At 32.2% G+C, this 14277-nt stretch carries 9 protein-coding genes; 6 read left to right on the top strand and 3 right to left on the bottom strand.

Annotated features, from left to right (window positions below; genetic code table 11):
• Positions 1-3: 3 nt before the first annotated feature.
• From AABD74_RS09260 to AABD74_RS09250, 3 genes are read right to left on the bottom strand one after another with little or no spacing between them, the layout of a single operon-like run.
• On the bottom strand, positions 4-552 hold the full coding sequence (locus AABD74_RS09260; protein WP_406845328.1) for a hypothetical protein: 549 nt from the start codon (positions 550-552) through the stop codon (positions 4-6).
• Positions 553-554: 2 nt separating this feature from the next.
• Complete coding sequence (locus AABD74_RS09255) at positions 555-4712, bottom strand: DUF6443 domain-containing protein (RefSeq protein WP_406845327.1); 4158 nt, start codon at positions 4710-4712, stop codon at positions 555-557.
• Positions 4713-4719: 7 nt separating this feature from the next.
• Complete coding sequence (locus tag AABD74_RS09250) at positions 4720-8199, bottom strand: hypothetical protein (protein ID WP_406845326.1); 3480 nt, start codon at positions 8197-8199, stop codon at positions 4720-4722.
• A gap of 461 nt (positions 8200-8660) precedes the next feature.
• Here AABD74_RS09250 and AABD74_RS09245 point away from each other — a divergent pair, with 461 nt between their 5' ends.
• The 6 genes from AABD74_RS09245 to AABD74_RS09220 all read left to right on the top strand — a co-directional run bounded on the left by AABD74_RS09245 (position 8661) and on the right by AABD74_RS09220 (position 14261).
• Positions 8661-9266 (top strand): porin family protein, encoded by a 606-nt coding sequence (locus AABD74_RS09245; protein ID WP_232682364.1) that lies wholly within the window; start codon positions 8661-8663, stop codon positions 9264-9266.
• Between the two features lie 207 nt (positions 9267-9473).
• The gene (locus tag AABD74_RS09240; protein WP_406845325.1) at positions 9474-10535 is read left to right on the top strand and encodes a sensor histidine kinase; all 1062 of its coding nucleotides are present in this window, start codon (positions 9474-9476) and stop codon (positions 10533-10535) included.
• Positions 10516-11277, top strand: coding sequence for a LytR/AlgR family response regulator transcription factor (locus tag AABD74_RS09235; protein WP_406845324.1), 762 nt, complete (start codon positions 10516-10518; stop codon positions 11275-11277). The genes AABD74_RS09240 and AABD74_RS09235 overlap by 20 nt, the downstream gene beginning before the upstream one ends.
• A 207-nt stretch (positions 11278-11484) precedes the next feature.
• Entirely contained in the window at positions 11485-12030 is a 546-nt protein-coding gene (locus AABD74_RS09230; protein WP_406845323.1) for a DUF4494 domain-containing protein, read from the top strand.
• Between the two features lie 194 nt (positions 12031-12224).
• The gene (locus AABD74_RS09225) at positions 12225-13736 is read left to right on the top strand and encodes an ArnT family glycosyltransferase (protein ID WP_406845322.1); all 1512 of its coding nucleotides are present in this window, start codon (positions 12225-12227) and stop codon (positions 13734-13736) included.
• Positions 13737-14261 (top strand): DUF4269 domain-containing protein, encoded by a 525-nt coding sequence (locus tag AABD74_RS09220; RefSeq protein WP_406845321.1) that lies wholly within the window; start codon positions 13737-13739, stop codon positions 14259-14261.
• Positions 14262-14277 lie beyond the last annotated feature (16 nt).

Below are 14277 nucleotides of genomic sequence, written 5' to 3'. Positions count from 1 at the left end.
GGATTAACGTTTAAATTTTATAGTATTAAATGATTTTAATATTTCTTTTTGGTCATTCTCATTTAGGTTTTTGCCTATAATTGAGAGCCTATTATTTTTATTATCAACACTATCAAAATAAATCCCAACTTCTCCTTTACCAATTATTTTTGGAACTTTAATTTTTCCTCTAACTTTATCAATTGTGACATAATAATAATATTCTTTTAAAAAAGTTCCTTGTGCTTGGTCTATTTCGGGAGCATTAGAGAAAAAAAGATTATCAGTGTCCATTCCCATAGCTTTATATTTTTTTATTTGTGCAATACTGAATACTTTGTTTGTCTCATCAAATTTTTCAGAAAATTTTCCAAAATCAAAATAAATAGAATCTCCATTTTTAGTTATGACAATTTGAACATCAGAATCAATTCCTTGCACATTAATTTTCTTCCAATCCTGTGGTAAAATTATTGAATAGTGTGAAGAATCAGCTTTATTGTTGCTCTCTTTAGTACAACAAATGAAAAGTGTTGCTAAAAGATAGATTCGTATTTTTTTTAAAACATTCATAGTTATTTTATTTTATTTCGATTCAAAAAACTATTTACTTGACTTATTATACCAGCACTATAATTACTGCTCCTTTCAGATTGTTTATAGGTACCATTACCTTCAAAAGGACCAACTTGACCATCAACCACAGTTCCTTTTTCCCTTGTACTTGTAGATGTTGAGCCTTCTATTGTTGGATTCATTAGACCACCATTTTTATGTTCTAATCCTAAAAGGTGTCCAATCTCGTGGTTTGCAGTAGTATCAAATGTTTTGTTTCCGATAGTACCAACTTCAACAGCACTAACTCTCCCTCCAGTTTCAGCTAGTCCTATAGGATCAACTTTTTGATTCCCTTTAGGGATATTATCAACGAGCATCATAACGTGGTCGTTTTTTCCCACATCTTTTAAAGAACTCACAACTTTATAATTAACAGAAACAGATACGTTATCTGACGTAGAAACATCATTACCTCTATAATCTTTTTGTGCAATTCCAGACATAGAATTAAGTCCAACTGATCCTGACGATTTATTAAACATTGTTTTTGATAAGTCAACTCCTTTTGAATTAACAACTGTTAGTGTCATTGTCATTTGCACATTTCTTTGAACATAATGATTATCACCTCTTTTGTTAGACACTTTTGTAATTATATCATCATTACCAATTGCAGCCATCCCATCTGGATCAATAAAATACACAGGATTATTTAAGGCATAAGTGTACGGATTAAATCTTCGCATTTGTTCAGCTAACGGGTCAATATTCATCCATCTACAAAGTGCAGGATCATAATTACGTGCTCCATAGTCATAGAAGTTAAGCCCCAGCTCGTCTTGAAGCTCTTTTCCATTGTACTTATATTTATTCTCTATACCTATTTTAACAGTATTATAACCTTCCTGTTTTAAGCCAAAAGGATAAAAATTACTTTCTTCCTTTATGGCAAGTGTTTTATCATAACTCAAACGAACATTACCCAAATGATCTTTGTATTGGAATATATATTTATAAGAGCCTGATACGGGTTCTACATAACCCTCAGTTGTTGGAAAAAATTTCAATACAGCATTATCATATTGATAACCGCCCAAATAATCAGTTGTTGTAACATTTGCCGGTGAAGTAGTGGTTACTATCTTTTGTACCTTCTGTCCAGCCGCATTATAAAGATAAACAATATTTTCTATCGCAACAAAAGCTATCTGAGCTGGAAGATTAAGATTGTTATATGTTATTGATATTATGTTTTTGTTGTTATCTTTTGTCATGTTTCCATTAACGTCATAACTATAATCATCCACAGTATTGGCGGCACTGTCTGCAAAACCATTTATTTTTGAAGCTGCAGGAGCATTATCAACAACTTTCGTAAGCTGGTTGGTTTGATTAGCTGCTCCATAACTGTACACCAAATTGTCAATTTGAACAGCTGTAGTTTCATTATTACCGTTACGGGTTAAAGACAGAATGTTTCCATTTTTATCGTAGACCAGGCTTTCGTTGTAGGCATTATTTGTAGCGGCAGCTTTTTGAAAAACTGCATCTTTTAATCGATTTAAATTGTCGTATTTATAACCATAAGAACGAATAACTGGTGTGGCTTCTGAAGCACTTGTCCAATAGGTTTCAGATATGTTTCCGTTGTACAATGCTTTTACTCCACTAATACCGCTTGATATCGTATTATAATTTATTTTAAATGCAAATTGATCTTTTGGGTCAGTACCTTTTGTTAATGAAGTAATATCATTAATATTTGTCATCCACCCGCGAATATTATACGTGTAATTTATATTCTGCGTTGGAGCCGCTGTAATATTTCCAACTTTTTTAGAGATCAGCTGCCCTAACTCGTCATAAGTATTACTGGCAATAAGCTCTATTGTTCCACTGTTTATTTGATGCGTCTGCGTCAGTAAACGATCCTGATCAGAATAAGTAAAAGCATCTTTAGTAACAAGTTCCGCGTCTGTACTTAACCTTTTGTGCCTTGTAATACTGTATTGCAACTGCCCGGAAAATATGTCAAGCTTACTATCAGTATGGGTATAACCACCTAAGAAATTTTGTGTGTAAGTACGAATAGGCCTTGCTTTAGCATCATATAATGTATAAGCCTGTTCATTTCTGTAAGTGGTACTGTTTTCCAAAATTCTTGTCCAGCTTCCTGTAGCTAATCCAATAGGTTTTACTGTTGTGGTATAAAATACATTTTGTGTTTCAACTGTGGCTGGAATTGTTGGTGCATTTGGGTAATTATAATCATCAAAGTAACTAACAGTAAGCACATGATAACCTGCAGTTGGCCATGCGGTACTTGTATATCTAAAAGATACTCCATTAATAGTTGTATTCGTTGCAGTTGCAATTTTTGTCTCGCTAAAGTTGGCTGTATATCCATTTTGAGTATCCTGCAGCGTTTTTCTATCTACACTTGTAACCGTAGCAGGCAGCCATGCAGTAATTACCGGGCGGTTTAAAGCATCGTATTTTGTTACAGTCCATCCTGAAGAAGTAATATCTGTAAATGGAGATAAGCTGGGACCGGTTGCAATTGGTCTGTCTAATTTATCATAAACAATAAATTCCCATTGTTTACCAGGTAATTTCTTTTCTACCAAACGGTTTCTATAATCATATTTATATTGATAACACAAATTATCTAAAACTCCCTGATTACTTACAATTGTAGTACTAAATGTACTTCCTGCAACAGCATTAAAACCCGGTAATAATCTAATAGAGTTCGTAGCTGTTAGCTGCAATGAACTGCCTGAATTTACAACGGCAGTTGAAGTTATATCGTTTTGTGCAGCTGTAGATGTAATTAAATCAACAGCTTTTGGGGGAATCACATAAGTTAAGTTACCGTAAGAATCATATACGTAATAAGTATCATGCTTTACTCCTGCATCATATGTTCTTTTAAGTATGAGTTGATTTTCTTTATTCTTAAATTCTACTGTAGATCCGTTAGTTTCTATTGGAGATGCAGTAGTATTTTCATCATAAGTAATAGTTTTATAAAGCTGATTTGCAGGATAAAAACCATTTCCTGTTCCATAATTCAATGATATATCATATAATCCTAAACCTGTATTCCATGTTGCATATGCTAAATACAATTTTACATCGCTATCAACATTTGTCTGATAATCCATTTTGATGGTGTGATTATTCGCCAAAGCCCAATCATTTCCTGGTGCAGCCTGCTGCAATACACGCCCTAGTGGTGAAGCTTCCAGCTGTTTTTCACTAAATGGATTATTGTTCACAGCGCCATAATTGGTCTGGTATTGCGAAATCAAATTAGGAATCAGGGTTGAGGGTTCTATATAACTCAGATTATTCTGCGTTGAGGCAAACGGAAGATATTCCCTGGTTTGTCGTCCAAAGTCATCATATTCTATAGGAGTTATAATGTCTTTTCCTGATGCTGAGGACTGATAGGCATTTTTCTGCACCGGTCTGCCCAGTCCATCAAAATAAGTGATATTTTGATTAGCCTGAAGGATAGTCGGCGCTGATATGCTTGCTGCTGTCGCAGTTTTATAGGTAATATTTTTAATTGAATTCCGATTTTGTAAAACAGATATTAAGCTATTACAATTTGCATTTGTACCAGGAATTGTTGGGCAGTTATCTGTATTATCCAGAACATAGTTTCCATTAGGTTTTGTACATTGTCCAACAACAAAACTTAGGGGATCACCTAATCCGTCAAGATCTTCATCGTAGTACCATGTCTGTGAATTTGCACAGGCTAAATTCATAACAAAATTAAGGTAACAGCCATTCCAGCTAGTAGGTGAATTTGTCAAATAAAAAATTAATGTATTATTTTCAATTTTTGCAGCAAAATTTGCTAACGGACTTCCTGGTGCAGATGACAGCTGCCCAAGTTCCATATTAGGTAAAGCTGGGGAAATCGTAAGAGTTGCAACAGTACCAATTTTTAAATAACTTAAATTAGTCCAGGTTGCAGAAATACTAATGGTTAATACATCATTGTTTATAGAAATTGTACCGCCTCCAGTACCGCTTTGTCCATTATTATTTAGATTAGGAACCGTAATATTTTGTGAGTAATTGGGATAAATTCCAGCTTGAATTTGACCAAAAAACATCAATAAAACGAACACTAAGTAGTAATTGTATTTTTTCATCATTTTCAAATTAATTTTGATACTGGTATTTATTTTCAGATAATATGTTATTGTCTTTGTCTTTTACATTTTGCAATCTGGCAAATGAATCATATGTGTATGTGATCTTATCTCCTTTTGGATCTATAATAGTACTTACGCCAACTAACGGTATATGTGTATATGTACTTATAGGGCTATTTACTAAACTACTGTTATTCCTAAGATTATTGATCGCAGTTAAATAAGTTTCATTATAGCCGTCTAATACGGTAGTTGTTATTCCTAATGCGGCAGCTATTTGAGAATAAGATGCATTTTCAATTTTTGCAATAGGCAGAGTTTTTCCATATCCCCAAAGAATAGTTACACTAGTACCATTTTCCAGAGTATACTGCTGTATATTTCCTTTTGCATCATATTTATCTATAGTGACCTTTTTCTCAGAACTGGTGTAGCTAGAACCATTGGTTCCTTTTCCTGCAAAAACATATTTAGGAAGAATAAAATTAGAAGTTGTAGCATCTTTAGCATACTGTGTGCTTTGTCTTGACAATAGCTCTGTATTTTTACGATTTTCTGTTACCAATGGAATGCCTGTCATTTGGGCAGTAATCATTGTGTTTTCAATTGATAAAAGCTCTGGATTATCATTGGCATAATAGTATGTCGTTGATAATTCATCATTATTGCTATTTGTACTTACCGTTTTTCTTGTTTTTCCCTGACTATTATAGGTCAAACTTTCTGTAGTAGAAACTGTATTACCATTAAAATACTGCTTAGATATAGTACTACTCGGCATATACCAAATCGCAGTAAGCGGATATACATCATATTGATAATGTACTCCATTTAAAGGGCTGTCGCTAAAATATGCAGAAATAGTACCTCCGGCAAAATAATCATCTCCGCAAGGTATTCCATAACTTCCAAAAGATTTTAAAACAGGTTTTATTCCAAAAAAGTTTACCACCGGTTTTATAGCCTCATAGGTATAAGCTTTATCTGTTAACAGGGTACCTATGCTATTGTAAGTTTCCTCTTTGCTAATTAATCCGTTTAATAGATTCGGAATACTTGGTAAACCATTTTTAGTTTTGTTGGGAGTATTGTTGTAATAAAAAGCTTTTTTTCCAATATTGTTTGCCTCTGTATTTTGAATTTCTATCTCTTCGACTTTGTCATAACCAATAGGATTTCCTCCACCAATACCAAAGTCGTCAGAAGACAAACCTATCTTTTTATGAAAACCGATATACTCATAAGAATTTCCTCCTGTAACTCCACCTCCAGTTTTATTGCTATATCTTAGCATTGTTAATGGTTCAAACTTGTTGAGCAGTTTTCCTCCGTAATATTTAAATTGTTTATTAGAGGTTAAAACACCAAAAGCCGAATAATTTTTAATCGATTTAATTCTCATTCCACCTTGATTACTGATAGATGTATCGACACCTGTATCATCATAATAAAAAAACCTGGAATTAACAGATGAAGAATGATAGGTATTACCCGAATAGTCTAAAGCATCAGGCATAAACACTTTTACAGAATAGTATACAGTTGGATCTGAATCATAAGAGACTAACATTGTTTCATCCCATTGTTTTCCATTGTTATTGGTAAAATCAACATTTAAAACAGTTGTCAAATCCCATCTTTTTATTAACGTTGTAGTCGGTGTTCCACTAACAGTTTTAGTTTTTGTAAATTCAATATAACATCCTGCCATTTCTGAATAAGTCCAAGCCGCTCTGTTTACATTGTATGCATTTATTATGTTTGTAAAACTAATAGTTACTTCTCTTGATAATTTAAAAGTTTTTGTGACTGTATTTACAAGATCATTATTATCTAAAAGATAGTTGTTTTTGTAGGCCGCATCGTTTTTATAAACTTCCGGTATAAACTGATTTGAAAAAGAATTCGGTTCATATTCAAATTGAGAAAAACCACCAGTTGGGTAAGTAATTTTGTTCAGCATATATGCTCCAGTATATACATTATTAGTATACCTGTTTGCTGTATTATTGCTAAACTTGAAATACGGTTTTTGAAGAGTGCTGAAAGTCTCATCCAGATCATAATGAAAATAATCCAGATTAGGGATATAACTAGTGTTGTTTTGACCATTGTAGTATCCCCAAAAATCTACTGCAAATGAATTTTTTTGAGGTAAAATGACATCCGTTTTATAATTGAATTTGTACTCTGGTTTACTAGTATCTGTTGAACCATTAGTATTGTAACCAATCTCTTTTACAAAGTCAAGTTTCAGTCTTTTATTAAGTTCGCCGTAAGTTGAATTTGTATTATACCCTGTGGTATTGTTGCCAAAATAACTATATCCAAAATCATAAGATTTAATTTTAGTACCACTAACAGTTGATAAAATATCAATTGATTTTAACCTTTTAATTTTTGCAGTGCTTGTTGAATTAATGTCATCCCTATCTTCTAAATTGAAATTAATAGTAGCAGTAGGGCTTTCTATTTTAGTTAATGTTTTTTTATTACAATTAATAAATGAGAAATGCTTTTCTAAAACAGAAGTTTGCCCCATAAGTGATGATGGCCCCTGAAAATCTATCGATTCAGTATAGAAATAATTAATTGTTTGTTCGTTGGTATAATAATAATTTATTATTTTGCCATTAGATAATACTATTTGACTTAATTTAAATGTATATCCGGATATATCAAACATGTTGTTAACATGTGAATCTTCCAAAACATTAAAATAAAAAACATTACCATCAATTGTTCTGGCAGTAATGCTCGAAGAAGTTACTTGAAATGTAACATCCTCTCCTTTATTATCTAATATTACAATTTGATTAGTATCAGGATTGATGTAAAATCTTCCTGAATGCCCATTAAAATTGTACGAAAAAACATCTGGTTGTCTTTTGCCTCCTATTAAATCGTTCATAGCACAGTAAGGATCCCAATAATCGTGACTTTGATCTTCAAGACAAGGTGATGAAGCCGCAGCCATAGACCTTCCGATTTCATCCAATGAATAATAATCACCTGTATAAATAAATCTGTTTTTAAATGTATTTGTATCTGTATCAGTTACACAAGTGTATTGTTGGTTTCTTTGAATATCTACTTCTCCACGTACCTCTATTGATATAGTCCCTTCAGGACTTAAATCCCATCCTAATCCAACCCAAGTTGCTTCATCTGCTACTTTAATTCCAGAACTGTGGTAGCTTAAAGTTATAGGGATCTCGATACCATCTTCTTTTACAGAATATAGTGGAACTGTTATTTCGGGTGTACCTGTATAATATCCCACAGGGATATCTCCAAATCGACCCAATAATGCCGCTTCAGGAGAAGAGGGAATGCTTAGCTTTGGTGAATAAGTTGAAATATTTTGCGAATACAAAGTTGTATTTAAAACGAAAAACAAAAAAAACAACGTAAAAACGTTGCTTTTTTGCTTTATAAAATTATTACGAATAGGCTTCTTCAATCTGTTTGTTTTTATAATGGTCATATAACTTTAGGTAAATTATTGTAGGTCTAAATTGTATGTTTTTTTAACACAATATTACTGTTTTTTAAGTATAAAATTTTTATTTTCTTACAAGGAAAAACTTCTTTTTTGTTTAATATTTTTTAATATTTGAAAATCAAATATATTATTAAATTTTTGATTAGCTTTTGTATAGTAAAATTAGTCTTAAATTAAATCTTGAGACTAATTTTTATTTACAATTCTAATCTAAAATCAATCATTCCTTTACAAAAAGCAAATACAAATTGTAAATATCTATTTCCCGAATTTCTGATTTATTTTTCCTGTAAAATCAATTCACGCTGCGCAAGTATCTCCTAAAAACCGTTTCAACCGCAATTTTGTCCGTCTCCCCCAAATATATTCCATGAACTAATTACAGCCGTAATACTTTTGGCCTGTATAAAAAACAATAGTATATATATAATAAAATTTAAATTATGAAAATCTTAAAAAAATTATTCATTGGTTCTCTTTTTCTTGTCTCTGCAAGCGGCTTTAGTCAAAGTTTCTTTAAAAACCTGCAGGAACATCTTTATTTTGGCGTAAAAGCAGGGGCAAATTACAGTGATTTTACAAATGCCGATTTTGATACTGAAGGCTTGACCGGGTTTCATGCCGGTGCTTTGGTCGGGTATAAATTCAATGATCACTTTGCTGTTCAGGAAGAGTTTCTATACTCAACTCAAGGGGCAAAAATTAAAGGCGGTACTATGGATGGTGAAGATATAAAGCTTTCGTATGTAACTGTTCCGATTCTTTTAAAATACAAAACAGACTTCGGATTGTACTTTGAAGCAGGACCGCAGATTGGAATCTTGGTCGACGAAGATTTTACAAGTCTGGGAATTAGTTCTGACACGAAATTTGCTGAAAAAATTGACGGCGGAGCTGCTGCCGGTATTGGTTATCAATTTCAAAACGGACTTGGAATTGGAGCCCGATATTACCATTCTTTTACCGATGTTACTAAAATAAAAACAGCGGGCATAAATAGTGATTTTCAAAATAATACTACACAAGTAAGCTTGTTTTATATCTTTTAACAGATATAAAAGTTACGCACTTGCTTTTATTTACAATCAGCAGCTTCTGATACTTCAGAGTATTCAGCAGCTGCTTTTTAAATATAAAATTATATGGTCTTCCCTGCTTTATCACAGTAATAGATCATTAAATTTGTATATTTCCTAAAAGAAATAGAATCTTTATAATCAAGAAAATAATTCGGTAGTTTAGCACTACATATTTCTATGATAAAAAATATAAAAAGATCAGTAACTCCTCAAAATACAAAAGAAATCCGAAGACTTAATATGTTTCTTGTAGGATTGGCTTTTCCGTTTACTTTTTTATTGCTTTTTCTTTTTGAGGAAATCCTTTCAGCCCTCTTTATTCTTGCTATTAAAACTGCCTGCTACATGCTTATCACAAGTAATTTATTAGTCTGGATATTAAAGTATAGTGCTAAAAAGTTTCCTGATAATCTTTTCAAATTTAATTGCTGCAGATATACCTTAAGTTACATTTCGGGCATTACAATCTATCTTACCTTGTGGCCTATTTTTGCTTCTCTGGCTAACATCCCCACGCGTTTAGACAATTATAAACTCTTAGCCGCTTTTATAGCTATTTCTACAGTATTGACTACAATTATACTGTTTCTTCATGATTTTGTAATATTCAAAGAAAATAAAATCCAGACAGAACTTGATTATTCGCGCTTGCAGCTTCGCAGTACCCAGGCTGAGAATCTCTTATTAAAACAACAGATTCATCCACATTTTTTATTTAATTCCTTAAATACATTAAAAGCTTTATATAAAAAAGACCCCGATTTGGGAGAAGTGTATCTGCTGCAGTTAGCTGATTTTCTGCGTTCGGCAGTATCATTAAATAATAGTCATGCGGCTACACTAGAACAAGAATTGGAAATTTGTAAAAACTACTTGAATATGCAGAAAATTCGTTTCAATGATGCATTAGAATGGAATCTGCAGATAGAAAATCCTGAAATGTTAAAAGGTTATATACCTGCTTTTTCGCTTCAGCCATTGCTGGAAAATGCCATTAAGCATAATATATTTACCAAAGAAATGCCATTGAAAATCTTAATTGAACAGCGAGATTGTTATATAACTGTATTTAATGTTATTAACTTGAGAAATGCAGGAGAAACATCTACTAAAAGCGGATTAAGCAATTTAGCCGAACGTTATCTGCTATGGTCTGGTGAAGAAATTATAGTTAAAAATGATGGAATTTCTTTTTCTGTCAGCATTAAAATCATGAGTCATGAAAATCGTAATTATTGAGGATGAAATACTAGTTGCAGAAGAACTTGTCAGCAATCTTAAACAAATAGATCCAAATATTGAGATTGTAAGTATTTTAAGTTCTGTAAAAGAAGCTGTAAATTATTTTAGTGCAAATCCACAGCCGGATCTTATCTTCAGTGATATTCAGCTTGGTGACGGATTAAGCTTTGATATTGCAAAGGATATCACCATAGATGTTCCTGTTATTTTTTGCACGGCCTTTGATGAATATGCCCTGGAAGCATTTCGGGTTAACGGAATCGAATATATCCTGAAACCTTTTAGTCTGGAATCTTTGGGAAAAGCGCTGCTAAAATTTCAAAATATGCAGAAAATCATGGCCGGAAGTATTGCTCAAAAATATGAGGCTGCAATGGAAGCATTAAAGGCTAAGAATAAAAACAGCAGTACTACAATCATGGTAAAATACAGAGACAGACTGCTGCCGTTTTCCCATGATAAAATAGCTTTGTTTTATCTTGAAAATGAAATTACCTATATGCAGTGCCATAATGGAAAAGTTTATTCTATGAGCGAAAGTCTTGAAGAACTGGAACATAAGACTGCAGAGAAATTCTTTAGAATGAACAGACAATTTTTAGTAAACCGTAACGCTATTATTGATGTGACAGATTATTTTCCAAGAAAACTTAAAGTTAATCTGCTCTTTTCATTTGACAAAGATATTATTGTAAGCAGAGAAAAAAGAAGCAGACTGCTGGCCTGGCTTACCGTTTAGAGTAAAATTACAAAAGTTAAAAAGGTGGAAGAGCTGAATAATAAAATCGTCGAAAAAAAGTAAACGGCTGTTTATCATTTATAATTCTAGTTTCAAATCAATCAATACTTTACAAGAAGCAGGTACAAATTGTGAATATCTATTTCCCGAAATCCTAATTTATTTTCCTGTAAAATCTATCTTTGACATCCTTAAAAAATAGAAAAAATGAGTGCAATTTGGTACGAATGCAAAGTAAAGTATAGAAAAACCGATGAAACTGGAGGCCAAAAAGTTTTAACAGAACCTTATTTGGTAGATGCGGTATCTTATACAGAAGCCGAAAAAAGAATTAATGAAGAAATGGCAGCTTATATTAGTGAAGAATTTAAAATCACCAATATTAAAGTAGCAAACTATGCCGAGATTCATCCTTTTGAAAATGCTGACCGCTGGTTTAAATCGAAAGTTTCTTTGATTGCTTATGATGAAGAAAGCGGAAAAGAAAGAAAATCAAATATGTATATGCTGGTTCAGGCAAATGATGTGAGAGAAGCTTTTGACAATACGATTCATGTTATGAAAAATACAATGGGAGAATATTCTATTCCAGCCATTTCGGAGTCGCCAATTATGGATGTTTTCCCATATTTCAGTGGTGAAGAAGAAGAAACCGAAATGCTCGAAAGATTCAACGCTCTTAAAGCTTCAAAACCTGCAAAAGCAGAGGAAGAAATAATAGATCATATGGAATTTGAAACCATCGAGGAATAAATTTTCTTAAACTCCAAAAAATTCCAAATTCCAAAAAAGAACTTTAATTCTCAATATTGAAATTTTAATAAATTAGCTTCAGAGAAATCTGGGGCTTTTTTATTTTTTGGCAGTAAAACTTAGAAGCATTTTCAAATCAAAATAAACCCTATATTCGTTATACAAAACCATTTACAACCAAACCAAAAAACTCTATGAATAAAAAAACACTTATTTTAATTGGGTTTATTATTTTAAAGTTTGTCCTGCAATATGTTTTAATAAGTCCCGAATATGATTTGCAGCGCGATGAATATTTACATCTCGATCAGGCAAATCATTTGGCTTGGGGTTATTTATCTGTTCCGCCGGTAACTTCGTGGTTTTCTTATATTATTTTATTACTCGGAAATTCTGTTTTCTGGGTTAAATTCTTCCCTGCACTTTTTGGTGCTTTGACCCTTTTAATTGTCTGGAAAACTATTGAATTTTTAAACGGTAATTTATACGCTTTAGTTTTAGGTACGCTTTGCATTTTATTTTCCGCTTTATTAAGAATCAACATGTTGTATCAGCCAAATTCATTTGATGTTTTGTGCTGGACATTATTTTATTATATTTTGATTCAATATATTGCTGCAGAAAAATCAAAGTGGCTTTATATAGGAGCTGTTGTTTTTGCTTTCGGTTTTTTAAATAAATACAATATCTTATTTCTTTTAATTGGTCTTTTACCCGCAATTATACTTTCTAAACAAAGAAAAATATTTGCAGAGAAAAAATTATACTTCGCCTTGATTTTAGGATTATTATTAATTCTGCCAAATTTATTATGGCAGTACAATAATCATTTCCCAATTATATATCATATGAAAGAGCTGGCAGAAACACAATTGGTAAACGTAGATCGTGCCGATTTTGTCAAAGAGCAGATTCTATTTTTCATAGGAGCATTCTTTGTCATTCTTTCTTCTTTTTATGCCTTACTTTTTTATAAACCATTCGAAAAATATAAGTTCTTTTTTGCGTCGATAGTTTTTACATTAATTGTCTTTTTATACTTTAAGGCCAAAGCCTATTACGCAATTGGCTTGTACCCTATTTATATTGCTTTTGGTTCAGTTTTTCTTACAGATGTTTTACAAAATGGCTGGAAACGTTTTTTAAAACCTGTATTTATTGCGCTTCCTTTACTATTTTTTATTCCGATGTATTATCTGGCTTTTCCAAATAAAAGTCCCGAAAAAATAGTAGCCGAAAAACTGGAAATGCATCGCTGGGAAGATGGAAAAAAACACAATTTATCGCAGGATTTTGCCGATATGCTGGGCTGGAAAGAACTTGCCCGTAAAACGGATTCGGTTTATGCCCTATTTCCAAAAACAGAAAACACTTTGGTACTTTGTGACAATTACGGTCAGGCCGGAGCTATAAATTATTATACAAAAAAAGGAATTAAAGCGGTTTCTTTTAATGCCGATTATGTGAACTGGTTTAACCTAGAACTTTATTATAAAAACCTAATTCGGGTTAAAGAATTTGAAGAAAACAGTAACGAACTTAAAGAGACAAGTCCGTTTTTTGAGACTGCTTTTATTGCTGGCGAAATCACAAATAAATATGCAAGAGAATACGGAACTACTATTTTTGTTTTTACAAATGCTAAAATCAACATCAATAAAAGACTCGAACAGGAAATCAAGGAAGAAAAAAAATACGCCAAATAAATGATCGATTTCGGCAATATTGAATATTTAAAAACCGGAAATCCAAAACAAATTCGGGTTTACGAAACCTTAAAACAAAATAAGGTTATGGAAGTTCTTTCTGAATTTGATCCAATTTTAGCTGGCACAATTCCCATTAATATTGATATTGAAAACAGCGATCTGGATATTATTTGTTATTGGAGAAACAAAGCTGAATTTGCTTTTAAAATTTCTTCATCTTTCGAAAATAAAACTGAATTTAAAATTCGGGAAACCATTATTGATCAGCGCGAATCTGTAATCGCCAATTTTAAAATAGATGATTTTGAAATTGAAATTTTTGGACAAAATATTCCATCCAAAAATCAAAACGCATACAAACATATGATTGTTGAACATGAAATATTGGAATCTAAAGGCGAAAAATTTCGTTTAGAAATCATAAAACTCAAACAAAATGGTTACAAAACCGAACCTGCTTTTGGCGAATTACTAGGTTTAAAAACCAATCCCTATTTAGAATTACTCGAATATAAAGTGTGATTCTAAAGACACAAAC

The organism is Flavobacterium soyae (assembly GCF_045348165.1).
Classification (GTDB): domain Bacteria; phylum Bacteroidota; class Bacteroidia; order Flavobacteriales; family Flavobacteriaceae; genus Flavobacterium; species Flavobacterium soyae.
Note: the sequence above shows the minus strand (reverse complement) of the source record. Positions and strands in the feature narration are given on the sequence as shown.